This is a genomic window from Pseudoruminococcus sp. (genome assembly GCF_047012705.1).
Taxonomy (GTDB): domain Bacteria; phylum Bacillota; class Clostridia; order Oscillospirales; family Acutalibacteraceae; genus Pseudoruminococcus.
This window is the reverse complement of record NZ_JBKXNW010000001.1, coordinates 300,038-324,491: the sequence shown is the minus strand read 5'-3', so window position 1 is coordinate 324,491 and position 24,454 is coordinate 300,038. Positions and strand designations below refer to the sequence as shown.

Here is a 24,454-nt window from a genome sequence, read left to right as displayed (position 1 = left end):
ATTATTTCTTATACTCTTTGAAAGCCTTGAGAACATCTGATTTTCTTGTTTTGTTAAGATCTTCGCCCGAATTATCGGTATAAACCATGAGGTATTTTCCGTTATCGGAAAGAGTAGCTTCTGTGGTCATTCCGAGAAGTTCAAATTTACCGTCTTTCTTTACGCTTTCGATTGTTTTCTTAGCTTCATCATTGAGATTTTTAAGGTCGTATTCATAAAATTCTGCTGTTACCTGAGAGTTATTAAAAGTGAAAATGTATCTATGACCGGCTTTTGCACCAATCATATCATATGACATTTCTGTTCCGTCCATATCTGGCAGGAAAGCTCTTTTCTTGAGATATTTCTCAAGTCCGTCAAGATTATCGTCGTAGTCCTTTACCTTGACAGAATCCGCCTTAGGAATATTATCAGTTGGAAGAGCAGTAAGCTGAGTGCCTCTGCTTACACAGCCTGAAACTGAAAATACGATTGCGGCACAGAGAATAATTGGTAATATCTTTTTCATGTTAATCCTCCGAATTTAGTGTGTTTAAATCCGTTGACTTAATTTTAAAAAGTTTACGGATTTATAGTATTTTTGCATACCACAAATAATTATATCTTATTTGAATAAATAGTGCAAGAAAATTTTGTGATTTACAAAATAAAAAGTGAACAATTAGATTAAATCTAATTGTTCACTTTGAGGTGTGGTGACCCGGACGGGAATCGAACCCGTGTTACCGCCGTGAAAGGGCGGTGTCTTAACCGCTTGACCACCGGGCCATATCTGGTAGCGGTAGTGGGACTTGAACCTACGACACTTCGGGTATGAACCGAATGCTCTAGCCAACTGAGCTATACCGCCATATTTACTGCTGTTGAATAATCAGCTTGTTCATTATACAACGGCAGAAAGAGTTTGTCAAGTATTATTTCAAAAAAATTGAATAATTTTTTTGAAATAAGGAGTATTATAGAAATTGAGGCGGCGTGCCTCCGCATCTTCACTATGAGTTGCATCTACAGAGCCTCCTGCGAGGGTTCCCTACGAAAAACATTTTTGCGCTTTAAGAAGCATAAAGTGTTTCGCTGTCTGCGGACGGTGACCAAAGATTCTGCCTTTGGAAACTGCGAGCAGCTTTCACCAGCAAAGCTGGTGTAGAAAAGGTTAGAGCGAGACTTATCGAGCTATTTCGCGTATTGTTCTGTGCGGCTGCACACTACCTCAAAATAAATATTGCGATTAAGCAAGCTGACATCAGTATTACAAGCCAAAAGAAGTTTTGCATATGAGCTTTCGGGAGATGTACTATAAATTGGCATACAACCGGCTTTTATAAGTTCAGTACTCGATTTATAATGCTCGTTTTTATTTTTACATGGTGTGCAATATACATCAATACCACACTTACGGCAATTTTCAATCAGTGTTAGCACACTTCCATTTCCCGCAGTACGAGCCGTACTTGAATGATATGTCATAAGCAAAACCGCTCCCGTATCTTCGCTTATTACAATATTGCTGAAATTAAGTCCGGGGTAAGGTCTGATAAAAATAATTTTTTTATTAAGGCTTAATTTTCCATTTAAAATAGGTTTGCGAGGTTCTTCTATTTCGGTTTTAGTGGGATTTATTGAAAGCTTTGTGAATTCGAATTTCTCATCGTTCATAAAGCCAAGTTCTTTACCACCAAAGCTTTGAAAAGTATCTGTTAAGCCGTCAGCCTCTAATATTCTTGTTGGCAGAAATACTCGACTTTTGCCGATTTTATCGCCGAAAGCAGTAAAAACGCCCCTTGAAAAGCATTTAATCATAGAAACTGCTGAATGAAAATTATTTAAAGCATTGCTTCTTTCGTCAAGAACGGTATAATTAGAGGCAGTGAGTACTATAGGAATGGGCAAATGGCAAAGGCACATTGAAAGTATTGCAGAGGAATATGAAAGAGTATCGCTTCCGTGGGTTATGATAATTCCATCGAAACCGTTAATATTATATTCGAGAATGAAATTTATCATAGTTTCCCAATGCGTAAGTTCAAGGTTTTCACTTGCGATATTTAAGGGCTGAACGAGGGTGAAATCGTCCTCTTTTCCATATTTTTTGCAGTATTTATCTATAAGTAACAAAGAAGCTTTTTCATCAACATCAATGATTTTTCCGTCACTTATACTGCCAATCGTGCCGCCGGTAAGAACTATCAGAATTTTAGCCATTTCACTGCCCTCCTGTCGATATATATAATATGCCTTAATAAAAATTTATTAGTTAATTTATTTATAATAGTATACCACCCGAAAGAAAAAACATCAATTATAAAGCAGGTAAAGTTATGGAAAATAAGATTATTACACACCCTTTAAAACCGATTTTTGATGAAAATTCGGCTGTTTTGATTCTTGGCACAATGCCTTCGCCGAAATCAAGAGAAAATAATTTTTATTACGGACATCCACAGAATAGATTTTGGCAAGTTTTATCAGCTATTTTTGGTGAAAAACTTCCTGAAAATAATAAAGAGCGAACTGAACTTTTATTAAAGCACAGAATCGCTCTTTGGGATGTTTTGGCGTCTTGCGAAATCAAAGGTGCAGAGGATAGCTCAATTAAGAATCCTGTACCAAATGATTTATCGTCTATTCTCGAAAACTGTAATATAAAGGCTATTTTCACAACAGGAAAAAAAGCTTTTTCGATTTATCAGAAGTTATGTGAGCCGAAAACTAAAATTTCAGCTATCTCTTTGCCATCAACAAGTCCGGCTAATTGTCGGTTTACACTTGAAAGACTTGTTGAAGAATATAGTGTTATTAAGGATTTCTTGGGTTAATCTGTAATATAATATATATTTGGAGTTTTATGGAATCTTAGGGTTTCTTCTGTTTTTGAGCCTTGTCGGCAATAAAAATCGACATCGTTTATGAATGAATCGTAAGACCCTAAAGAACATATAGTATCTGGTAGGTCTATTCGTTTGATAGGTGTATGATTCCCCAAAATGTTAAAATCAAAGGTTTTGAAGCTTGATAAAAGTGTAAAATGCGTAAGACTCCAACACTCACGAAAAGTATTTGATTTTATACTTTGTACATATTTTGGAATAGTGATTTGTGTTAGACTTTGGCAATATTCAAATGCTCCCTCTCCTATTGTTAAAAGACCATCGGGAAGATTTATAGATTGTAAATTCTCGCAACTTCCAAAGGCAGTGTCACCGATTTCTGTTACACTACTTGGAATATCTATGTTTTTTAAGTTATCGCAGCTTTCAAAAGCATCTTCTCCGATGCTTTTTATGCTTTTGGGCAATTTAATACTTGCCAAATCTTTACAATTACAAAAGGCACTATTTTCAATCATACTAGGACCTTCCAAAAGAACCAATTCGTAGCCGTCTTTTGTGACGCTATATTCATAATCTCCACCCCATAGAAATTTTAATGAAAATTCTGTATATTCACCTGTGGCAGGGTCTTGGTATCTATCGTGCAGAACCCTTTCCTTTCCTGATTCGTATACTTGTGGAGAAGAACTATCGGATGAAATATTGCCAATTATGTTTGGTACAAATGAAAAAATCAGTACGATGATTATTATAATTCCAACAATGATTGCCGCTACGATACCAGCCTTTTTAGTGGTTTCAATATCTAATTCGACAGGTTTCTTTTTTAAAATATCAAGAGTATGTTTATCAGTATAAAATTCTTCTATATTTTCTTTTTCAATTCTATGCTCTTTGAGATTTAAGGCGTTTGTGCAAGTTTCGACAAGACTTGGTGGGGGATTTTTCTTATGGCTTAGCTGCTCGGCACGCCGGAAAATCATAGGCAAAAATGAAGGTGTAGGATAACTTTTTTCACCTGTTTCTTTTTCCATTTGTAGCTCTATATCGCTATTTGCCTGGCAGATTATGTGTTTAATACAAGCTAAGGGGATACCCATATACTTTGCCATACGTTCTAATGGCACATCTCTATAGTATGATAATGTTAAACATAATCTTGCACTATCTGGTAATCGCTTAAAAATGCCAATGATTTTAGAAGTAAATTCAGGTTTAGCATATTCACTGACAACATCGAGTGGAATTTTATCATAGTTTTCCATTTGTTCATCAAATTTATTTGCTAAATCTTCTTTATTGTCAAATATAGGTGCATCACTATATGATGTAAGAATAATCACACTTTGTTTAATGATTATCCTATCTAAAAGCTCATTTGTTTGTTCATCGTCTTTTGGCAATGGAATTGACATATAGATTTTATTGTAAATTGAAAAGTATAGCTTATTAGCTAATTCAGAGTTTGGGCATATAAGATTAGCTAAAAAGAAAATAGCGTTATTAGTTTTGTTATATATATCCTCAAATTCAAGCATTTCTGAAGTCATAAAATTATTATTGGGAGTTTGTTTCATATAAAAACACTACTTTCACATATTTTAATTAATTTTAATTATATCATACTAAATAAAGCTATACAACTGATATATTATAAAATTTTAGATTATATAGGTAAGGACTTTTGAATGTTATGTAAATGGTCTATATTTTACTTGATATTGTGTGTGAGTGTATGGTAAAATGAAATAATAATCGAAAATAATTAAAAACACTTATCTCGTTAGAAGAATTTTATATATTTTTCTAAGTGAAACTATCAAACGATGGGAGCAAAATATGAAATTTTTATCATGGAATGTAAATGGTATAAGGGCTTGTCTTGGCAAGGGTTTTATTGATTCGGTTCTTGCTGAGAATCCAGATTTTATATGTATACAGGAAACTAAAATGCAGTTAGGACAGGCTACTATTGAGCTTGATGGCTATGAGCAATTTTGGTGCAGTGCTGAGAAAAAAGGCTATTCGGGAACAGCAATATTTGCGAAACATAAGCCTCTTTCTGTAACATATAACGGTATGGATATAGAGGAACATTCCCACGAGGGTAGAATGATAACCCTTGAATATGAAAATTTTTACCTTATAAATGCATATGTGCCAAATTCACAAGACGGCTTGAAACGAATTGATTACCGTATGCGTTGGGAAGACGATTTGCGTAAGTATCTTATTGAACTTGATAAGAAAAAGCCTGTCATTCTCTGTGGTGATATGAATGTCGCACATAACGAAATAGACCTTAAAAATCCTAAGACAAATCGTGGAAATGCCGGTTTTTCTGATGAAGAACGAGAAAAAATCGGTGAGCTTCTTGGTGCGGGCTTTATAGATACTTTCAGATACTTACACCCCGATGAAACGGGTATATACAGTTGGTGGTCATACAGAGCGAGGGCAAGACAGAATAATGTAGGTTGGCGTATCGATTATTTCATAGTATCAGACCGAATTAAGCAGAATATCACTTCTGCAAATATTCTGACAGAAGTTCTTGGAAGCGACCACTGCCCCGTTACTTTGGAAATTGATATTTAACGGAATGCCGGAAAGGCGATATGATTTTTATTTGTCGAAAAACGGAATTTGGCTGACAAAAGAAGTACCTATTGAATATTTAGAAAAGCAGAAATAGTTGAAACGGAGGGCATATGTCTAAATCTATATTCAGAGTTGCAATATTACAGGAATGTGCTGCTGTAGGAGATTTTGAGAAAAATACAACGAGAATCATTCAAGAAATGGAGCAGGCAAAGGACAATCAAGCAGATATATTATTGTTGCCGGAGTGCTTTATTACGGGTTATTCTATGCCTATATTAAATTCAGAAGTCATTGACGAAGATAGTATACATATAAAAAGAATACGTGACAAAGCAATGGAGCTTAAAATCGGAGTAGTTGCAACGGCATTTTTTAAGGGAAATGAAAAAGCGCGAAATACAGCCCTTGTTATTGACAAACAGGGAAAAATCATTATGAGATATGATAAGGTTCATACCTGCGATTTTGCAGACGAAAGATGTCTTGAAAGCGGGGAAGAATTTAATGTATGCGAATTTGACGGGGTTAAAATAGGCATTATGATATGTTATGACAGAGAATATCCTGAAAGTGCAAGGATTTTAATGCTAAAAGGAGCAGAACTGATACTTGTTCCAAATGACTGCGCTTCAATGCTTCCTCGCCTTAAAGCACTTTATACAAGAGCATATGAAAATATGGTAGGAATTGTAATGTCAAATCCGCCCGGGGATAATTGCGGAAATTCGTGCGCGTATTCTCCGATATGTTGGGACGAAAATGGAATGTGCGTTGACAACACAATACTTTTGGCAGATGATAAAACAAGCAGTTTGTATTTTGCGGATTTTGATATTGAAAAGCTAAGAGAATACCGAAACCGAGAAATGCTTGGAAATACATTCAGAAAAGTTAAGGCATATGGAAAACTGTTGGATACGGATATTTCAGAACCTTTCATAAGATAATAAGCGATTGTTTTATATTAATTAATGAGTTTTTTAAAATAGTTTTTTTAATTTTAATATTTGTTTGATATAATGCAGAAAAATGCATTCTCATGTCTTTTCCGGATGATACCTATAGGATATAACAACAAAAAATTTTTAGGCTTTTAAAGGGACTTTTTAAAAATTTCTTTGGTTAAGGCGCAGGGCATTTTGCTGATAAAGCTAAGGAGCGTATTATATATGATTGAAGTAAAAAATCTGGTTAAAAATTATGGGAGGCAGACGGCTCTTGACGGAGTTACTTTCTCGGTTAAGGACGGCGAAATTTTAGGCTTTCTCGGACCGAACGGCGCAGGAAAATCTACTACTATGAATATAATTACAGGCTACATATCCGCAACAGACGGAACAGTTCTTATTGATGGTATTGATATTCTTGAAGAACCGCAGAAGGCTAAATCTAAGATTGGATATTTGCCGGAGATTCCGCCTGTTTATGGCGATATGACGGTTGAAAGCTATCTTAAATTTATGTTCGATATAAAAAAATTAACCTTGCCAAAGAAAGAACATATCTTAGAGGTTTCTAAGCTTGTTGGCGTTGATAAGGTTAGCGACAGACTTATTAAGCATCTTTCTAAAGGTTATCGTCAGCGTGTTGGTTTTGCTCAGGCTTTATTGGGAAATCCACCTGTGCTGATACTTGATGAACCGACTGTTGGTCTTGACCCGAATCAGATTATCGAAATGAGAAACCTTATTCGCAAGCTTGGCAAAAAGCATACAATTATTTTGTCATCTCATGTTTTATCGGAGGTTCAGGCAACCTGCGATAGAATTGTCGTTATTAACAAAGGCAAGATAGTTGCTGACGATATGAAAGACTCTATGACCTCGAGAGCGGCTGATAACAAGATTGTAGCCGTTATTGAAGGCAGAGAACAGGGGGTTATTTCTGCCATACGCAATGTTTCGGGCGTATTGAATGTCAGAAAAACCGGTGAGCCAGAGCGTGGCTGTGGAGAATATATGATAGAATGTAAAGAGGGAGTAGACATTCGCAGAGCATTATTTAAAACTATGGCAACACAATCGATGCCGATCCTTATGCTTCATAGAGACGAGTATTCACTGGAAGATATATTTATCAAGCTTACGCAGGGCGAGGGAGGAGATAAATAATGGGAGCAATATTCAAAAGGGATTTTACCTCGTATTTTAATTCCGCAATAGGCTACATAACTATGGCTGTATTTTTCTTTTTCAGCGGATTATATTTCTATACGACTTGCTTATATACAAAGACATCTGATATGTATTATGTTTTTCAATCTATGTTTTTGGTTATAATGTTTGTTATACCGCTTTTCACAATGAAGCTTTTCAGTGAGGAAAGAAAGCAGAAAACCGACCAAGCCTTGCTTACTTCGCCGATAAGCATAACAAGAATAGTTATAGGCAAATATCTTTCTGCAATAGCAATGTTTGCAATATGCTTATTGATATTTATTGTTTTTGAGATAATTCTTGCTTTTATAGCAACGCCTTCGGTAGGAGTTATATTCGGAAATATTCTCGGACTTCTTCTTCTCGGAAGTTCACTTATATCAATCGGTATATTTGTTTCATCTCTCACAGAAAGCCAAGCTGTTGCGGCGCTTGTTACCTTTGCGATTGAGTTTGTCATAAATATTCTAGATTCCTTTGCTTCAACAGTTTCAAACGATTTCCTCAAAAATCTACTTCTTGCGTTCTCATTCCGAACAAGATATAACAATTTTGCACTTGGTCTTATCAATTTTGCAGATGTGATATTCTATCTGAGCGTTACGGCATTATTCCTGTTCCTGACAATAAGAGTCATTGACAAACGCCGTTGGAGCTGATTGAATCCGTACAAAACTCAGAAAGGTGATGAATATTTATGAACAATGATGAAAATAAAAAAGAACTTTCTGCCGAAGAAGAAGTTATCGAGGCAGAAAATTCTGAAACAGAAGAAATTGAAATAAATAGCGAGTTTAACGAGAAGGCTACGACCGATAAGGCAGATAGTGATGAAAAAAAGCCAAAGAAGAAAAAATCTTCAAAGGATAAAAAGATTAAATCCCCGAAAGCACCAAGACAAAAGATGTCTAAGGCGAGATTTAATCATACTATTGGTGCATTGGTGATAACCGCAGTTGTACTTGTTGTGACTATTTTGCTGAATGTTGTTGTTTCGCTTATGTCGGATAAGTTGCCGGGAATGAGTATAGACCTTACAAGCACAGGTGCATTTGAGCTTTCGGAAACTTCAATAAAGCTTGCACAGAATGTCAAGAAAGATTTGAAGATTACTTTCCTTGACGATAAGCAATCTTATCGCTCAAAGGCAAGCTCGAATACATATTATGCACAGGTTATGGCTATTGCTGAGGAATATGGCAAATATAACAGTAAGATTTCTGCGGAATATGTCAGCATCGTAGATAATCCGAATCTTGAAAATAAGTATCCACAAGAAACTCTTAGTGCAGATAATATTGTTATTTCTTGTGGAGATAAGTATCGTGTACTCGACCAGTACGATATTTTTAATGTTAAGAGCTATTACAGTACATACAGCTACATTGCCTCATCAAAGGCTGAGGAGGCTTTTGACGGCGCTATTCTTGCTGTAACAAGTACAGAAAGCACAAAGCTTGCGATTGTTGAAGATAATTCAACAGAGGATTTCACATACTTTAAGAATGTTCTTGAGCAGAATAACTATGAGCTTGTCAGCGTAAAGCTTGAACAAGAGGATATCCCGAAAGACGCTAAGATGCTTATAGTTCTTACACCTGAAAAGGATTTCTCAAAGACAGCTGCAAAGAAAATCCGCACATACCTTGAGAATAGCAAAGAATATGGCAAGAATATGCTATATATTCCAAGCTCAAAGACTTATAAAACGCCAAATCTTGATGAGGTTCTTTCAGATTGGGGAATTACAGTTGGTGACGGACTTGCATATGAGCTTGAGAGCAGTTCGGTATATGGTAAAAATATGTATGACGGAATACTTTGCTATATGGGAAGCAATGCATTTACTTCAAAATTTGACGATAATTCCGCACCTGTTATTTCTTCATATGCAAGACCTGTTGTGCTTGATGCTGATATGGAAACACAATCCTTGCTTCAATATTCTTCAAAATCGGGAGTTTGTCCAAGTGACGCAGATGATTCCTATGACTTTACAGGTAATGCAAAGGGAAATATAGTTACTGCCGGTTATGGTATAAACGGAGTTTTTGCCGATGACAAAAAGAGTAGTGATAAGCTTTCAACAATCTTTGTATTTGGTTCATCAACAATGTTTGAAAAGACAATTCTTGCTTCAACATATAGCGACCAGAAATATATACTTACTATGTTGGGCGAGGCTTGTGGCAGAGTAGATCAAGAGATAGCGGTTGAGGCAAAAGAGCTTACACAATATGATGTTCAGATAGATAATAGTTTGGCATCGGTTATTGGTTTGGTTTGCTATGTTGGTTTGCCGATAGCGGTTATATGCGCAGGTTTGATAGTATTTGTAAAGAGAAGAAATAAATAAACTTTCGATTACCCGAACCGATATGGATCGGGTAATTTTATATTATTTGTAAATTTATTACAGAATTGCATAAAAATATAAAAAAGAAATATAGACAAAATAAGGCAAGTGGATTTATAATATTGTTTAAAAGCAGATTTTAATATATGGGAGAAATTGCTAATGAAAAGCGATTTTATAAAAAATTTTTTGAAAACAGCTCAACCGATAGTTAATCGAATACCATTGATGAATCAAAGGTCGTATCAAACGACATTTTTCACGCTAAAATCACTGCCTTCTGATGTAATATATGATGAGATAGAGGATTTCCCATATAAAGCGGAATGGGTAATACCGCCTGAAGAAGACCCTGAAAAGGTGATTTTCTATACGCACGGCGGTGGCTATGGTATGGGAGATTTGGTTTCATCAAGGGCATTGGTTGCACCAATCGCAAAAAAGACGGGAATACGAGTTTTTTCGTTTGAATATCGTCTTGCTCCGGAATATCCTTTCCCTGCCGCATTTGACGACGCAAAGGAAGCTTATGAATATGTTCTCGGGCAAGGATATTCCCCAGGAAATATTATTGCCTTTGGGGAATCGGCAGGCGGAGGCTTAGCGGTTTCTAATATTCTTAGGCTTATTGCGGAGGGAAAGGAAACCCCTAAGTGCCTTGTGACTATTTCACCTTGGAGCGACCTGACTGCAACCGGTCAGACATATTTCCTCAATGAAGATAAAGACCCATTATTGCGTGGGAAATATTTGAAAAGGCTTGCGGATTCATATGTCGGAGATGATTCGCCGCTTAATCCCTATATATCCCCTGCCTTTGCAAGCTATGATGATAAATTTCCGCCAACACTTATTCAGGCCGGCAGCGACGAGGTTTTGCTTGATGACTCAAAGCTTCTTTATAATGCTATGAAAGATGGCGGAGTTGATGTTGATATAGAGATTTATCCGAAGATGTGGCACGTCTTTCATATCTGGCAGATTGATGAATCAGATAAGGCAATTACTGCGATTGACGAATTTATTAAAAGAAAGGTGTAGCTTATGGCTGACACAAGAAAAGCGTGGTATCGCTTGGATAACGCCGCCAAAATATATCCTGCTGTAAGAACTCAGAAATGGTCCGGAAATTTCAGAGTTTCTGTAACCTTAAAAGAAAAAGTTGATATGAAAATTCTTGAAAAGGCTCTTGCTGATACGGCGGAAAGACTTGTTAGCCTTAGATTGAACTTACACAGGGGATTCTTTTGGTATTACTTAGAGGATAGCGGTGAGAGTGTAAAAGCAACCGAAGATGTGCGAAATCCTTGTGCGAGATTCGGCGGAAAACGCAATCGAGAAAAGCCCTGCCGTATCCGTGTTTATGAAAATAGAATTGCACTTGAGATTTTTCATGTACTTGCGGACGGTACAGGTGCTATGAATATCCTCAAAACGCTTACTGCACGATATATTACGCTTAAATATGGCGAAAAGATTCCTGCAGAGAATGGCATTATTGATATTACTTCTAAGCCTGATAAGGAGGAAATGGAGGACGCATTTAAGCGTTATGCGAGATTTAAGGCGGTTAAAAGCCGTCAGGAACTAAAAGGCTATCATTTTAAGGGAACTAAGCTAAAACCGCATGATATAAATATTGTTACCGGGGTTATGTCTGCAAGCCATATACACTCTATTTCTAAATCTTATAAGGTTACTGTGACTGAATTTATAACGGCACTTATGATTTATTCATTTATGCAGTGTCAAAGCGAAAGTAAATGTCATATTGAAAAGCCTGTGAAAATTAGCGTTCCGATAAATCTCAGAAAAATTTATCCGAGCAAAACTTTAAGAAATTTTGCATTATATATAAATCCCGGAATAGAGCCAAGATATGGAGAATTTACTCTTGAGGAAATTATTGAAGATGTTCACCATTTTATGAGAGTAAATAACAAAGAAAAGTATCTCAATGCGATTATGTGTAAAAATCTTAGCGATGAAATGAACCCTATAACAAGAATTGTTCCTCTTTGTATAAAAAATGTTGTTATGAGAATTGCTTTTAATATGTATGGCGAAAATCTGGTTTCTTCTACTTTTTCAAATCTTGGTATGGTAAAGGTTCCTGATGAAATGGGAAAATATATAGACCGTTTTGATTTTGTTTTTGGTCGCTTTAAGCGTGATATGCCGAGTGTTGCTGCGGCAAGCTTTGGAGATAAGCTTTGCATTTCGTGGAGCAGTGGAATTGTAGAAAAAGATGTTGAACGCAGATTTTTTACGGAATTGGTAAAAATGGGTGTTCATGTTAAGATTGAGAGCAATTTTTATCCTATAAATAATTGAGGAAAGGGAGCTTTTGAATGTCTTATTGCGTAAACTGCGGAGTAGAGCTTAATTCAAATGAAAAGCGTTGTCCGCTCTGCTCAACGCCTGTGATAAATCCGAATATCGACAACAAAAAAATAGATTTGCCACCATATCCGCCGAAAAGTGAATTTATAGTTGAAAGAAAAATTAAGCATACAACCGCTTTATTGATTTCTGTGGTGTTATTAGTTCCACTTTTGGTATGTCCGCTATGTGATTACCTTGTAACTGGAAATATCTCGTGGTCGCTCTATGCGATTTTTGGGATAGTGCTTGGTTGGATATTGATAGTTCCGCCTATAATTATGCGTCATGATGTAATAATAAAATGTGCGTGGCTGGACTTTTTTTCAATACTATTATTCCTATACTTAGTGAATAGAATTGCACCGACAAAGACAGATTGGTTCGACGCTCTTTCTTTGCCGATAGTATGTTTACTTATGATTATGCTTATGATTATATTGATATTGTGCAAGGTTTTTCACCTAAGACCTATAACTATAATTGCTTTATCAATTTTTATGCTTGGGTTATTTACAGTGGCGATTGATATTTTTACAAATCTATTTTTAGGTAAGGGGATTACAGCTTATTGGTCTTTGCCGGTTGTAATTGCTTGTACTGCGGTAACGATATTGTTATTGGTAGTTTCAAGATTGGCTAAGTTGAAAGCTATAATCAGAAAAAAGATGCATATTTAATGGAAATTTAAGTTAAAATTAAGGTTGGGATAATATAATCTTAGACATTAAGAAGAATAAAAGAGTTTTATTCTTGGTTTATGAAAATTCAAGCAGAAACTTTTGTTTCTTAATGTTAGATTACTTCGGCATTATGCTGCTAAAATACACCCCTTCAAAAAGCCTATGGTATAAACCACAGGCTTTTTTGTTTTATGACTTTTTTCGGTTGCACTGACTATATAAAATGTGATATAACTAAATTAATAATTAGCTAATGCACTGCCTTAAGATACTTAAAGTTTAGGCGGAGTGCCTCCGTTCTCAAGACGCGGAATCGCTCGGCGAGCCTCGCTCGACACTCGCAAGGTAAGTTTGTTGACGCGGTTGGAGAAACTACCGCTTAGCTAACAAACTATCCTTAGACACTTAAAGTTTAGGTCAAGCCTTTTTAAAGGCTTGCGGTTTCCAAAGGCGGAGCCTTTGGTGGGTTTTAAGGGCGAAGCCCTTAACCTGTCTTTCTTTCTAAGTGCGAACTTTGTTCGCACTTTAATTACTAATGTTGATAACGAAGGAAATTAAGCGGTGGACGAAGTCCACCGCTTTAGGAGCAAAGAATGTTAAGGGCGTTGCCCTTAAAACCCATGAGGGACTCCGTCCCTCAACCCTGCAAGCTTTTGAAAAAGCTTGAGCAAAACTTTTAGGTGTCTTGGGGAAGTTTGTTAGCTAAGTGGGAGTTTATTGGTGATTATTTCATTAGAGTCTTGTGTGGAAACGGGGGTAGAAAATATGTCACTTTTTAGTATGAAAATTACAGATTTGCCAAAAATCGGACCTAAAACAGCCACACTTTATGAAAGGCTTGGTGTCCATTCTGTAGGCGACCTTATAAGAATGTATCCGAGAACATATGAGGATTTGAGTAATCCCGTTTCTATTTCTGAGGCTCAATCCGGCGAAACTGTCTGTATAAAGGCTCGTATTGTAGGAAACAATCCGCCTGTAAGAGTTCGTGGCGGTATGATTATTTATAAGATTACTGCCAGTGATAACGAAAGTCAGATGACAATTACTTTTTTTAATCAACAGTATATGTATGATAAATTAAAGTACGGTGGAGAATTCTTATTTTATGGCGTATTTAAAAAAAATATAAATAATTTTGAGATGGCCTCGCCTATTGTTTTATCGACAGAAAGCGATGCGATAATTCACCCGATATATAAACAAACCGGTACGCTGACTTCACGCAAAATAGAAGTCGCTATGCGTGAGGCCTTAAAGCGTTTGCCCGAAAAAACAAACGACCCTATTCCGGAAAATATAAGAGAGAAATTTGGGCTTTGTTCGCTTGATTTTGCAATAAGAAATATACATTTTCCGGCGGATATAAAGGCTCTCGAAACCGCTAAAAAACGACTTACATTTGAAGAACTTCTTGTACTTCAGCTTGGAATGGTTTTTAGAAAAAATTCCGTAAAAAAAGAAACCCCTCATAAAATTACACAGGATTTTACGGAGGATTTTTATAAGCTATTGAGTTTTTTGCCGACATCAGCACAAAAAAGAGCTATTTCGGAATGTATATCCGATATGAAAACTGACAAACCTATGACCAGATTGGTTCAGGGAGATGTTGGTTCAGGAAAAACGGCTGTCGGTGCGGCTTGTTGCTATACAGCGGTAAAAAACGGACTGCAATGTGCTTTTATGGCTCCGACAGAACTTCTTGCAACACAGCATTATAATTCGCTTTGCCAGCTTTTTGAAAATAGCGGAATAAATATAGCACTACTTACAGGCTCGCTCACAGCAGCTAAAAAAAGAGCAGTGTATTCAGCGTTGAAAAGTGGTGAAGTTGATATAGCCGTCGGAACTCATGCTTTATTTTCAAAGGGTGTGGAATTTAATCGGCTTGGACTTATTATAACAGACGAACAGCATCGCTTTGGAGTTGCACAAAGAGCCGAACTTCTCGAAAAAGGAGAAAGTCCGCATTTGCTTGTTATGTCGGCAACGCCTATTCCGAGGACACTTGCACTTATGATTTTCGGCGATTTGGATTTATCCATTCTTGATGAACTTCCGCCCGGCAGACAGAAAATTTCTACATATTTAATAGATTCAACGATAAGACCTCGTGCCTTGAATTTTATGAAAAAGCATATCGACAATGGCAATCAATGCTATATTGTTTGTCCGCTTGTTGAGGAAAATGATACTAATATGGCAAGTGTTGAGGAATATGCCGAAAGGCTGAAAGATACCGCTTTAGGTTCTTGCAGAATTGCCGTTTTGCATGGTAAAATGAAAGCCTCAAAAAAAGATGAGATTATGACGGATTTCAAGAATGGTAATATTGATGTTCTTGTATCAACGACAGTAATCGAGGTCGGCGTCGATGTGCCTAATGCTGTTATTATGATGATTGAAAATGCTGAGAGATTCGGGCTTTCTCAGTTACATCAGCTTAGAGGCAGGGTTGGTCGTGGAACGGTGAAAAGCCATTGTATACTTGTTTCTGATGCACAGAACGAAGGAACTCTTGAGCGCTTGAAGATTATGTGTAAAACCAATGATGGTTTTAAGCTTGCGGACGAGGATTTGCGTATGCGTGGACCGGGCGATTTCTTTGGTTCAAGACAGCATGGATTACCTGATTTGAAAATAGCAGGGCTTTCGAGTATGGTTTCGATAAATGATGCGAAAGAAGCTGCTGAAATGATTATTGCAGATGATCCGACGCTTTCCGAAAAACAGCACAGACCGCTTGCTTTTGAGGTTAAGAGATTGTTTTCAAGCGTTGGCGGTACGCTGAATTAAGATTTATTTTTTATAAAGGTGATAATATGAAAATCAGAAAAGCTGATATAAACGATGTTGAAAAAATGCTTGAAATATATAACTATGAGGTTATAAATGGAGTCGCAACTTTAGATATACAGCCAAAAACTCTTGAAGAATGGACGGTGTGGTTTAATAAGCACACCAACCACCACCCTATAATCGTAGCTGAAGATGATGCAGTTATGGGTTATGCCTCTTTGTCAGAATATCGTGAAAAAGAGGCTTATAGTTCAACGGTTGAATTTTCGGTATACGTTGGTCACGAATATAGAAATCGTGGAGTTGCAACAGAACTTATGAAAAATATTCTTGAGATTGCAAAGAATGACGATACTATACATACGATAGTTTCTGTTATAACAAGCGGAAATGAGGCAAGTAAAAAGCTTCATAAGAAATTTGGCTTTGATTTTTGCGGAACGATACACGAGGTCGGCTATAAGAAAGGAAAGTTTCAAGATATAGATAATTATGAATTGATATTACCAGAAAAAATTTAGTTAATACACTTCCCTAAGACACTCAAAGTTTAGGTCAAGCCTTTTTAAAGGCTTGCAGAGTCAAGGGACGGAGTCCCTTGTGGGTTTTAAGGACAACGCCCTTAACATTCTTTGCATTCTAAGGGCGGACGGAGTCCGCCCTTTTTGACTAATGTTGCTAACAAGAGAAAATTAAGCGGTGGACGAAGTCCACCGCTTGAGGAGTAAAGAATGTTGGGCTTCGCCCAAAGGTGTTTCGCTCTCTGCGGAGAGCGACCAAAGGCTCTGCCTTTGGAAACTGCAAGCTTTTGAAAAAGCTTGAGCAAAACTTTTAATTGTCTTGGGGGAAGTGCTTTAGTTTAGCGGTGGCTTGCCGTACGCATTTGAACAAAAATATATTGCTGTGCTATGCCCGCATATTCGCCGAAATCTTCTGGCTTTAAGCCTTCATAAAGTGTGGACATAGCTTTTTTAATCCAAGTATCTATCGGAAATGCCTCTAATCGGTGTAGTCCGTATAAAAGCGTACACTCGGCAACCTTTGGACCTACTCCACGAATTGTCATCAATTTCTCTCGTGCTGTTTCTATTGGCATATTTCTAAGTGCTTCAAGGTCAACCTCCCCGCTTGCGACTTTTCTTGCACCATCAATTATATATCCTGAACGAAAGCCTGCTCGGAGATCTTGGAGGTCATCGGGTTCAAGGACAGCAAGAGTTTCGGCTGATGGAAAGGTGTAGCTTTCACCACATTTTTTACCGAAAGTTTCGCAAAGCCTTGAGATAATGCCTTTTATTCTCGGAATGTTGTTATTTTGAGAGATTATAAAGGAGCAAAGAGCCTCCCATGGCTCTTGTGCAAGGATACGGATACCCGGAGCATTTTTTGCGGCATCTTTTAAGATAGGAAGTTTTTTGACAAGATTGTTTCTGACAGCATCATAATCGAGATTGAGGTCGAAATAATCAATAAAAATATTTTTAAGTTCATCTTCGGTACAATTTTCTATAATAAATATATCATTATCTTTATATACGGTTGTATATCTGCCACGAACAACAGCAGAAAATTTTTGAATACCGTCTGTTTCATCGCAAGGTAAGGTCTCCCAACGGAAACACTGTCCACAATCAAAGGTTTCTGCGAGGTCGAGAGATGATAGATTATATATTTCTGCACCGCGATTGGTGATTTTATATTCCATAGTTATTCTCCTTATTTTTTTTGTTTTTTTAATTATATAATATTTTTTCAATTTTGAGTAGTTTTATTTCAGAAAGTTTTCAACAAGTTGAGCACAAATGGTTGAAAACTTTGGAGGCAATTTTATGTCAAAGACTTAATTGCCAATACACATTTTTGAAATAAAAACATTCTCCATTATGAAAACAGACCTTTTGAAGATATGAGTGAGATGGATAAGGAATTGATTTTATGCTGGATTTTTAATGTTTAAAGGATAGGTTATGAGCCTATTTCGCTTGATGATGTTTTTATAAAAATTAATAATTGATATTAAATTAATATCAGTTCGATAGAAATAAAAAGTTTCGCCCAACACTTTGCAAAGGATTGAGCGAAACTTTTAGCTGTTTTATAGTAAATTATCGATTAAATTTCTTATCCAAATGGAATTCCATGTACAAGCTCTCTGAGAGATTCTCCACGCATAGCAGTAGATATTAACTCTATTGAGCGTAGATGTGCTTTGTCGAATAAATCATAAAAGCTATCTGTTCTTATTTCATCGGGATTAAACGGCGAACGCCATTCTTTATGAGATAAATTTGCGTAATCATACTCAATTTCTTTGTTTGATGGTCTTACAAGAGATGAAAGTACCGGTGGAAGTTTCACAGCTTTTTCACCAATAGAAAGAGCCTTTCTTTTAAAATGCGTTTTATCGTTAAGTAATGCAAGACCATTATGCCAATCGTGTTGAGCAGTTATGATTTCACGCTTTGTCATAGTCGGTAAGGAATACATTACCATTAAACTATGCATCATATCTGCAATGACTGTCATAACATTGGAATCCAGTGGAGAAAGAGTTTTTAGGTTAATAGCGGTCAGCGGTTTATTATAGAAATGTTCGTATAGAAGAACATCAAGATTTGCTTCTATATCATTGTGACAGGTCGATTCGTGCATACCTGTTTTAGATTTTGCAAGCTCTGATGCACGACATAGTATATATGGGTGGGCGGTACTATCGAAAGCATAATGAGAGATAAATCCGAGGGCATAGCTCAAGGCTGTATCGCTTTCGTGATTTTTTGCGTATGCAACAAGGTAGCCGAGAATATTTTCAGCAGGCATTTTGTGCATAAGCGTACCGATTTTGTTATAGCTTTTTCCCTTTTGCCAAGGCATAATTCTGTGACAGAAGAAAAAATCAGGGCCATTTCCACCCCAAATAAAAGCGGTTCGGTTAAGTTTTAATGATGGATAAAATTCATGTATATCATCAATCAGCTTTTCGGACATAATATAATGTGAAACAACAGCTGGCATTAAATTTCTCCCCCTGTAAGATTAGCTAATAAAATTCCCTAAGACAGATAAAAGTTTCACTCGAACCTTTTCAAAGGCTCGCAGGGTTGAGGGGCTTCGTCCCTCATGGTGTTAAGGGCAACGACCTTAACATCTTTTACTTACTAAGAGACGGACAAAATCCGTTCCTTGATTCCGTTTGTTATTAATAAATTGCAGATGAGCTGATCAACATTTAAATCAAAAGTGCAGTGCTTGCCTGTTTATTATTTCTTTAAACTGTTTGCAAGGAAGTTTGCCATTAGTTTTTTTGTGCCTACTTTTTCAAAAGAAACTTCTAAAAGCATATCATTGGCTGTCTTTGTTGCAGAAACGATAAGTCCGAGACCAAAAATCTTGTGGTTGATTCTGTCGCCAACTTTGAATGTTGCACCGCTTGATTTAGCACTTGTCGGTGTGATAGTGCGTTCCACATCATATGTAGGCTTAGGACGATTTTTCTTTGCGGCGGATATAGAAGTTCTTGCATGCTCAACGCGCTCAGATTTTACAAATTCTGTAGGAATTTCAGCGATAAAGCGTGAAGGGCGGTTTCTTGAGGTCTTGCCAAATACCATTCTTGATTCGGCATTTACAAGATAGATTTCCTTCTTTGCACGAGTAATACCGACATAAGCAAGACGGCGTTCCTCCTGTAAATCTTCCTCAGAGAGTGTTGCGTGGTAGCCTGGGAATATACCGTCTTCCATACCGGGAATAAATACATATGGAAATTCAAGGCCCTTTGCGGAATGGAGCGTCATCATAACTACACTATCGGCTTCAGAATTATAATTATCTATATCAGTGAGCAAGGCAACTTCTTCAAGAAAGCCCTGAAGGCTCGCATCTTCGTCGTTTTCTTCCTCATATTGCATAATGCTTGATTTAAGTTCTTCGATATTTTCGATAGCTGAATCTGCGTGGTCACTTGTTTTTCTGAGGTATTCCTTATATCCTATGCTATTGATAAGGCAATCATACACATTAGCTATGGATTCGCCATCATCAAGTTTTTTTGTAAGTTTGTTTATCAAATTACAGAATTCAAGCAAGCTTGGTGAAACTCTTGAAAGTATCGAAAATTCATCGCTTGTATTCATTATGTGAAAGATACTTTCGCCAAGATTGCCTGCGATATTTTCAACACGAGTAATACTGCTTTCACCAATAGCTCTCTTAGGAACATTGACAATACGCTTTAAACGAACATTATCGTTGTGGTTGCAGATTACCGCGAGGTAAGCTATCATATCACGAATTTCCATGCGGTCAAAGAAACGGTGTCCACCAATAACTCTATAAGGAACAGCCATTCTTGTGAAGGCTCTTTCTATATTTTGTGATTGAGAGTTCATTCGGTAGAGAATGGCAAAATCAGAGAATTTGGCTCCCTTAGAAACCTTATCTGTAATAGTTCTTGCGATATATGATGCCTCGCCCTGTTCATCAAAGGCAGTGAATATATGAACAGGTTCACCTTGGTCATTTTCTGTCCAAAGGGTTTTACCTTTGCGCTGTTCGTTATTTTCTATAACGCCGTTTGCTGCAGAAAGAATGGTCTTTGTAGAGCGGTAATTTTGTTCAAGTCTGATAACCTTTGCATTTGGATAATTATCCTCAAAATTGAGAATATTTTCAATAGTAGCTCCTCTGAATTTATATATACTCTGGTCATCATCACCGAAAACACAAAGATTGCCGTTTTCACCTGTGAGAAGTCTTACAAGGTTGTATTGAAGCTTGTTTGTATCCTGATATTCGTCAACCATAATATACTTAAACTGTTCCTGATATTTTTCAAGAACCTCAGGGTATTGTTTAAAAAGTTGGACTGTGTTAAGTATAATATCGTCAAAATCCATTGCGTTTGCGGCTTTAAGGCGTTTCTGATACATTTCGTAGATAGCGGCAATAGAGATAAGCTTGCTGTCCTCACCGGCTTTGCGTTTAAAGTCGTCAGAAGTTTCAACAGAATCCTTTGCACGAGAAATATAGAATTGAACACTTCTTACAGGCAAAGTTTTATCATCAATTTCCAATGCCTTCATACAGTCTTTAATAAGTTTTTTAGTATCTTCTGTATCATAAACTGTAAAATGTGAAGTGTAGCCAATAAGGTCGCCATATCTGCGGAGTATTCTTGAACAGCAAGAATGGAAGGTTGACGCCCAAATGTCAGAGCCGACCTCACCAACTTTATTACAGATACGCTCTTTAAGCTCATTAGCGGCTTTATTAGTAAATGTAATAGCGAGTATTCTCCAAGGCTGAACTCTGTCGACTGAAAGCTTTGCGGCAAGTTCATCGGATATAGTTGTTTCGCCTCTTGCGGCGGAGATAATTTCTGAACATTCCTCATCGGAATAATCGTCATAGAGTTTATCGCTTTCATATGCTTCACCAAAGCGAAGAATATTAGCGATACGGTTTACAACAACGGTAGTTTTTCCACTTCCGGCGCCGGCGAGAATTAAAAGCTGACCGCTAACGCTAAGGACAGCTTTTTTTTGCATATCGTTCATATGAGCAAATTCATTTTCAATAATTCTTTTTCTAAGTTCAATAATTTCATTACTATTCAAAGACATCTGATTCATTCCCTCTAATTTCATCAATATTCTACCCTTACATAATACCTCATTTCAAAAATTTATTCAAGTGTGGGTGCTGACCCACGGCGAAGACGCAAAATTGCATTAGGTGACTATCTGCAGATATTTGTGACGGTAGCTGGTTGCCGCGGTTGCAGTAACTACCGTAGCCGAACGGTCTATTTCATTAGGTTCTACCGATTAGCTAAAAACTTCTTTAAGACAATTATGATATAGGAAAAAGCTGTGTTTACCCAAGTATTAACAAATGATTTTTTTCAATATGTATAAACTATAGCTCGATGCAAAATCTATCCTAGTATTGCCGTGCTGATAGTGTTATGTATATGGATTTATGCTTGATAAAAATAGATATATATGTTATAATTGTATTAAAATGGTATTATTTGGAGGTGAGTTGAATGGATTGGGAGATTAAATCTGATAGGCCTGTATATTTACAGCTTGTGGAGAAAATTCAGTTTGATGTTGTTTCCGGAGTTTACAAGCCGGGCGGAAATATCCCGTCTGTTCGTGAGCTTGCCGCGCAGGTTGGAGTAAATCCCAATACTATGCAAAAAGCCCTTGTGGAGCTTGAGAAAAAGGGTTTGCTTTACGCTAAAGGAACAAGTGGCAGATTTGTCACAGATGATACTAAACTAATTCAGGAAATTCGAGAGGATATAGCAGGGGAAAATGCAAGAATTTATCTTGAAAATGTAGAAAACCTCGGATATTCCTTTGACGAGGCAGTCAAACTTCTGAAAAAAGCTATGGAGGATAAATAATGCCTATTCTTGAAATAAAAAACCTGATAAAAAAATATCATACAAAAAATGTAATAGATAATATAAGCATAAGTGTTGATTCGGGCAAAATAATTGGGCTTTTGGGCCCTAACGGTAGTGGAAAAACCACGCTCATCAAGCTTCTTGCAGGTTTACTTACAGCAACAAGCGGAGATATATCTATCGATGGTAAAAAAATAGGTATAGAAACCAAGGCGATAGTTTCATTTTTACCGGATAGACCATACTTTGCAAATTGGATGAAGGTTCACGATGTTTTAGCGTTTTTTTCTGATTTTTACAGGGATTTTGATATGAAAAAAGCAATGGAAATGCTTGAACTTCTTAATATAGGGGTTAATGATAGAATTAAAACTATGTCAAAGGGAACTAAAGAAAAGCTAAATCTTATTTTAGTTATGAGCCGAGATGCAAAGCTTTATCTTCTTGATGAGCCTATTGGCGGAGTTGACCCGGCCGCAAGAGATTACATACTTAAAACCATTATTTCAAATTATAGCGAAGATAGTAGTGTAATTATTACTACCCACCATATAGCTGATGTTGAAAAAATCCTTGATGATGTTATTTTCCTTAATAATGGTAAAATAGAGCTTAATTCTGCCGTTGAAGATTTAAGGGAAAAGCGGGAAAAATCTGTTGATGAAATTTTCAGAGAAACTTATAAATGTTAGTTTTTGGGAGGAATACAAATGTTGGGAAGGCTTTTTAAGTATGAGATAAAGGCTACTTCAAAGATTTTAGTTCCAATATATATTGCTTTTATAGCAATTACAGCAATTTCAAGAATATCTATAGAACTTCAGGTTGATAAAAATTCCCCTCTATATTTTATTTCAGATATAGGATTTCTTATTTTTATGCTTTCTGCTATGACTATATTTGTCGCTACTGCTATTGTAATAGTATGGAGATTTTATCGAAATACTTCAAGTGATGAAGGGTATTTACTTTTTACTTTGCCTGTTAAAACCGATTATATAATAATTAGCGAGTTTCTATGTGCATTTCTTTGGAGCATAGTTATGTCTGTGGTAGTTGTTATAGGAATATTTTTGATGATATTTAATAGCAACGTTGGTGGCATTACGATAAATTTTCCATATTTTAAAGAGTTCTTTTCTAGCCTCAATTTTGACGGAGGAAAAGTGATATTTATTATGCTTTTAGATATGACTATATCTACTCTTGCAGAAATTATGGCTATATATTGCGCAATCTCTCTTGCGTCTTTATTCAAGAAATATAGACTTATGCTTTCTGTTTTGTTTTATATAGGCTTAGTTATAATAACAAATACTCTTGATATTTTAGTTATAAGGATTATAACACATAACTTTATTCCGCAGACGGAAACAATATCTGAAACTTATGACACTGCAACATTTGCCGAAGCATGGAATAGTTTAATAGTACCGTCTTTAGTTTCTGAACAGGTTATAATTGATTTAATTTTTCTTATAACGATTACTGTTGTTGAATATTTTATTGTAAGAAAAATTTTACGCAAACATTTGAATATCTGTTGATAGTTTTTAATAAGGATATTTTATATGAATTATTGAATTTTCTGCAATGTTATGATATTATAAGATTAAATTTAATATGACAGATTTGCTTACTTTAAAGGAGGAATTTTTATGGAAAATAATAATCCATGCTTTTGCCCGCAGTGTGGTTCACCGTTAGTTGCTGGCAAAAACTTTTGTAGCCAATGTGGTGCTAAAATTGTACTTGACCAGCCACAACAACCAGCTCAACAGGCTAATCCATATGTGAGACCACAACAACCAGCTCAACAGACTAATCCATATGCAAGACCACAACAGCCAGCTCAACAAACCAATACATATGTGAGACCACAACAACCAGCTCAACAGGCTAATCCATATGTACAATCACAACAACCAACTCAACAAACCAATCCATATGCAAAACCACAACAACCAGCTCAACAAACCAATCCGTATGCACAATCACAACAACCAACTCAACAAACCAATCCGTATGCAAGATCACAACAGCCAACTCAACAGACTAATCCATATGCAAGACCACAACAGCCAACTCAACAAACCAATCCGTATGCACAATCACAACAACCAGTTCGACAAACCAATCCGTATGCACAATCACAACAATCAACTCAACAAACCAATCCGTATGCACAATCACAACAATCAACTCAACAAACCAATCCGTAT

21 protein-coding genes and 2 tRNA genes are annotated in these 24,454 nt (G+C 36.5%); 15 read left to right on the top strand and 8 right to left on the bottom strand.

Annotated features, from left to right (window positions below):
- Position 1: 1 nt before the first annotated feature.
- From ACLU24_RS01515 to ACLU24_RS01500, 4 genes are all read right to left on the bottom strand, one after another.
- A complete protein-coding gene (locus ACLU24_RS01515) occupies positions 2-508 on the bottom strand; it encodes a hypothetical protein (RefSeq protein WP_412609824.1) in 507 nt (168 codons plus the stop codon).
- A 185-nt stretch (positions 509-693) separates the two neighbouring features.
- A tRNA-Glu gene (locus ACLU24_RS01510) sits at positions 694-768 on the bottom strand.
- 5 nt (positions 769-773) lie between these two features.
- Positions 774-850 (bottom strand) — tRNA-Met (locus ACLU24_RS01505).
- Between the two features lie 323 nt (positions 851-1,173).
- Complete coding sequence (locus tag ACLU24_RS01500) at positions 1,174-2,202, bottom strand: asparaginase domain-containing protein (protein ID WP_412609822.1); 1,029 nt, start codon at positions 2,200-2,202, stop codon at positions 1,174-1,176.
- A gap of 116 nt (positions 2,203-2,318) precedes the next feature.
- On the opposite strand from ACLU24_RS01500, the gene ACLU24_RS01495 reads away from it, so the two are divergent.
- Positions 2,319-2,816 carry a DNA-deoxyinosine glycosylase gene (locus ACLU24_RS01495; protein WP_412609820.1) on the top strand — a complete coding sequence of 166 codons (498 nt, stop codon included), beginning with the start codon at positions 2,319-2,321 and terminating at the stop codon, positions 2,814-2,816.
- On the opposite strand, the gene ACLU24_RS01490 is transcribed toward ACLU24_RS01495, so the two are convergent.
- Positions 2,813-4,408, bottom strand: coding sequence for a leucine-rich repeat protein (locus tag ACLU24_RS01490; protein ID WP_412609818.1), 1,596 nt, complete (start codon positions 4,406-4,408; stop codon positions 2,813-2,815). The two genes, ACLU24_RS01495 and ACLU24_RS01490, sit on opposite strands and share 4 nt — an antisense overlap.
- Before the next feature lie 262 nt (positions 4,409-4,670).
- Between ACLU24_RS01490 and ACLU24_RS01485 the strand changes: the two genes are divergently transcribed.
- From ACLU24_RS01485 to ACLU24_RS01440, 10 genes are all read left to right on the top strand, one after another.
- Positions 4,671-5,429 (top strand): exodeoxyribonuclease III, encoded by a 759-nt coding sequence (locus tag ACLU24_RS01485; RefSeq protein ID WP_412609816.1) that lies wholly within the window; start codon positions 4,671-4,673, stop codon positions 5,427-5,429.
- A 113-nt stretch (positions 5,430-5,542) separates the two neighbouring features.
- Positions 5,543-6,382 carry a carbon-nitrogen hydrolase family protein gene (locus tag ACLU24_RS01480; RefSeq protein ID WP_412609814.1) on the top strand — a complete coding sequence of 280 codons (840 nt, stop codon included), beginning with the start codon at positions 5,543-5,545 and terminating at the stop codon, positions 6,380-6,382.
- Positions 6,383-6,604: 222 nt separating this feature from the next.
- The gene (locus tag ACLU24_RS01475) at positions 6,605-7,546 is read left to right on the top strand and encodes an ABC transporter ATP-binding protein (protein WP_412609812.1); all 942 of its coding nucleotides are present in this window, start codon (positions 6,605-6,607) and stop codon (positions 7,544-7,546) included.
- On the top strand, positions 7,546-8,250 hold the full coding sequence (locus tag ACLU24_RS01470; RefSeq protein WP_412609810.1) for an ABC transporter permease: 705 nt from the start codon (positions 7,546-7,548) through the stop codon (positions 8,248-8,250). Before ACLU24_RS01475 ends, ACLU24_RS01470 begins: the two co-directional genes overlap by 1 nt.
- 38 nt (positions 8,251-8,288) lie before the next feature.
- Positions 8,289-9,947 carry a DUF7088 domain-containing protein gene (locus tag ACLU24_RS01465; protein ID WP_412609808.1) on the top strand — a complete coding sequence of 553 codons (1,659 nt, stop codon included), beginning with the start codon at positions 8,289-8,291 and terminating at the stop codon, positions 9,945-9,947.
- A gap of 162 nt (positions 9,948-10,109) precedes the next feature.
- Complete coding sequence (locus ACLU24_RS01460) at positions 10,110-10,988, top strand: alpha/beta hydrolase (protein ID WP_412609806.1); 879 nt, start codon at positions 10,110-10,112, stop codon at positions 10,986-10,988.
- Between the two features lie 3 nt (positions 10,989-10,991).
- Complete coding sequence (locus ACLU24_RS01455) at positions 10,992-12,281, top strand: hypothetical protein (RefSeq protein WP_412609804.1); 1,290 nt, start codon at positions 10,992-10,994, stop codon at positions 12,279-12,281.
- A gap of 17 nt (positions 12,282-12,298) precedes the next feature.
- Positions 12,299-13,009 carry a DUF6320 domain-containing protein gene (locus ACLU24_RS01450; RefSeq protein ID WP_412609802.1) on the top strand — a complete coding sequence of 237 codons (711 nt, stop codon included), beginning with the start codon at positions 12,299-12,301 and terminating at the stop codon, positions 13,007-13,009.
- Between the two features lie 768 nt (positions 13,010-13,777).
- Positions 13,778-15,811, top strand: coding sequence for an ATP-dependent DNA helicase RecG (recG, locus tag ACLU24_RS01445; RefSeq protein WP_412609800.1), 2,034 nt, complete (start codon positions 13,778-13,780; stop codon positions 15,809-15,811).
- A gap of 26 nt (positions 15,812-15,837) precedes the next feature.
- Positions 15,838-16,335, top strand: a complete 498-nt coding sequence (locus ACLU24_RS01440) for a GNAT family N-acetyltransferase (protein WP_412609798.1) — start codon at positions 15,838-15,840, stop codon at positions 16,333-16,335.
- 338 nt (positions 16,336-16,673) lie between these two features.
- Here ACLU24_RS01440 and ACLU24_RS01435 read toward each other — a convergent pair whose 3' ends face one another.
- The 3 genes from ACLU24_RS01435 to ACLU24_RS01425 form a co-directional block, all read right to left on the bottom strand.
- Positions 16,674-17,519: a DNA-3-methyladenine glycosylase family protein gene (locus ACLU24_RS01435; RefSeq protein ID WP_412609796.1), complete on the bottom strand. Its 846-nt coding sequence runs from the start codon at positions 17,517-17,519 to the stop codon at positions 16,674-16,676.
- A 416-nt stretch (positions 17,520-17,935) separates the two neighbouring features.
- The gene (locus tag ACLU24_RS01430) at positions 17,936-18,829 is read right to left on the bottom strand and encodes a zinc dependent phospholipase C family protein (protein ID WP_412609794.1); all 894 of its coding nucleotides are present in this window, start codon (positions 18,827-18,829) and stop codon (positions 17,936-17,938) included.
- Positions 18,830-19,074: 245 nt separating this feature from the next.
- Positions 19,075-21,462: an ATP-dependent helicase gene (locus ACLU24_RS01425; protein ID WP_412609792.1), complete on the bottom strand. Its 2,388-nt coding sequence runs from the start codon at positions 21,460-21,462 to the stop codon at positions 19,075-19,077.
- A gap of 401 nt (positions 21,463-21,863) precedes the next feature.
- Between ACLU24_RS01425 and ACLU24_RS01420 the strand changes: the two genes are divergently transcribed.
- The 4 genes from ACLU24_RS01420 to ACLU24_RS01405 all read left to right on the top strand — a co-directional run.
- On the top strand, positions 21,864-22,229 hold the full coding sequence (locus tag ACLU24_RS01420; RefSeq protein WP_412609790.1) for a GntR family transcriptional regulator: 366 nt from the start codon (positions 21,864-21,866) through the stop codon (positions 22,227-22,229).
- Positions 22,229-22,924 (top strand): ABC transporter ATP-binding protein, encoded by a 696-nt coding sequence (locus ACLU24_RS01415; protein WP_412609788.1) that lies wholly within the window; start codon positions 22,229-22,231, stop codon positions 22,922-22,924. The genes ACLU24_RS01420 and ACLU24_RS01415 overlap by 1 nt, the downstream gene beginning before the upstream one ends.
- Before the next feature lie 18 nt (positions 22,925-22,942).
- Positions 22,943-23,779: a hypothetical protein gene (locus ACLU24_RS01410; protein WP_412609786.1), complete on the top strand. Its 837-nt coding sequence runs from the start codon at positions 22,943-22,945 to the stop codon at positions 23,777-23,779.
- Between the two features lie 111 nt (positions 23,780-23,890).
- Positions 23,891-24,454 (top strand): zinc-ribbon domain-containing protein (locus ACLU24_RS01405; protein ID WP_412609784.1); only part of this gene is annotated, 564 nt, incomplete at its 3' end.

Excerpts from the sequence above, each read along its gene's own strand:
- recG (WP_412609800.1), top strand. The coding sequence starts at position 13,778 with ATGTCACTTTTTAGTATGAAAATTACAGATTTGCCAAAAATCGGACCT.
- ACLU24_RS01475 (WP_412609812.1), top strand. The coding sequence starts at position 6,605 with ATGATTGAAGTAAAAAATCTGGTTAAAAATTATGGGAGGCAGACGGCT.
- ACLU24_RS01420 (WP_412609790.1), top strand. The coding sequence starts at position 21,864 with ATGGATTGGGAGATTAAATCTGATAGGCCTGTATATTTACAGCTTGTG.
- ACLU24_RS01470 (WP_412609810.1), top strand. The coding sequence starts at position 7,546 with ATGGGAGCAATATTCAAAAGGGATTTTACCTCGTATTTTAATTCCGCA.
- ACLU24_RS01485 (WP_412609816.1), top strand. The coding sequence starts at position 4,671 with ATGAAATTTTTATCATGGAATGTAAATGGTATAAGGGCTTGTCTTGGC.
- ACLU24_RS01515 (WP_412609824.1), bottom strand. The coding sequence starts at position 508 with ATGAAAAAGATATTACCAATTATTCTCTGTGCCGCAATCGTATTTTCA.
- ACLU24_RS01465 (WP_412609808.1), top strand. The coding sequence starts at position 8,289 with ATGAACAATGATGAAAATAAAAAAGAACTTTCTGCCGAAGAAGAAGTT.
- ACLU24_RS01500 (WP_412609822.1), bottom strand. The coding sequence starts at position 2,202 with ATGGCTAAAATTCTGATAGTTCTTACCGGCGGCACGATTGGCAGTATA.
- ACLU24_RS01450 (WP_412609802.1), top strand. The coding sequence starts at position 12,299 with ATGTCTTATTGCGTAAACTGCGGAGTAGAGCTTAATTCAAATGAAAAG.
- ACLU24_RS01490 (WP_412609818.1), bottom strand. The coding sequence starts at position 4,408 with ATGAAACAAACTCCCAATAATAATTTTATGACTTCAGAAATGCTTGAA.
- ACLU24_RS01425 (WP_412609792.1), bottom strand. The coding sequence starts at position 21,462 with ATGAAATTAGAGGGAATGAATCAGATGTCTTTGAATAGTAATGAAATT.
- ACLU24_RS01455 (WP_412609804.1), top strand. The coding sequence starts at position 10,992 with ATGGCTGACACAAGAAAAGCGTGGTATCGCTTGGATAACGCCGCCAAA.
- ACLU24_RS01495 (WP_412609820.1), top strand. The coding sequence starts at position 2,319 with ATGGAAAATAAGATTATTACACACCCTTTAAAACCGATTTTTGATGAA.
- ACLU24_RS01435 (WP_412609796.1), bottom strand. The coding sequence starts at position 17,519 with ATGGAATATAAAATCACCAATCGCGGTGCAGAAATATATAATCTATCA.
- ACLU24_RS01460 (WP_412609806.1), top strand. The coding sequence starts at position 10,110 with ATGAAAAGCGATTTTATAAAAAATTTTTTGAAAACAGCTCAACCGATA.
- ACLU24_RS01415 (WP_412609788.1), top strand. The coding sequence starts at position 22,229 with ATGCCTATTCTTGAAATAAAAAACCTGATAAAAAAATATCATACAAAA.
- ACLU24_RS01480 (WP_412609814.1), top strand. The coding sequence starts at position 5,543 with ATGTCTAAATCTATATTCAGAGTTGCAATATTACAGGAATGTGCTGCT.
- ACLU24_RS01440 (WP_412609798.1), top strand. The coding sequence starts at position 15,838 with ATGAAAATCAGAAAAGCTGATATAAACGATGTTGAAAAAATGCTTGAA.
- ACLU24_RS01410 (WP_412609786.1), top strand. The coding sequence starts at position 22,943 with ATGTTGGGAAGGCTTTTTAAGTATGAGATAAAGGCTACTTCAAAGATT.
- ACLU24_RS01430 (WP_412609794.1), bottom strand. The coding sequence starts at position 18,829 with ATGCCAGCTGTTGTTTCACATTATATTATGTCCGAAAAGCTGATTGAT.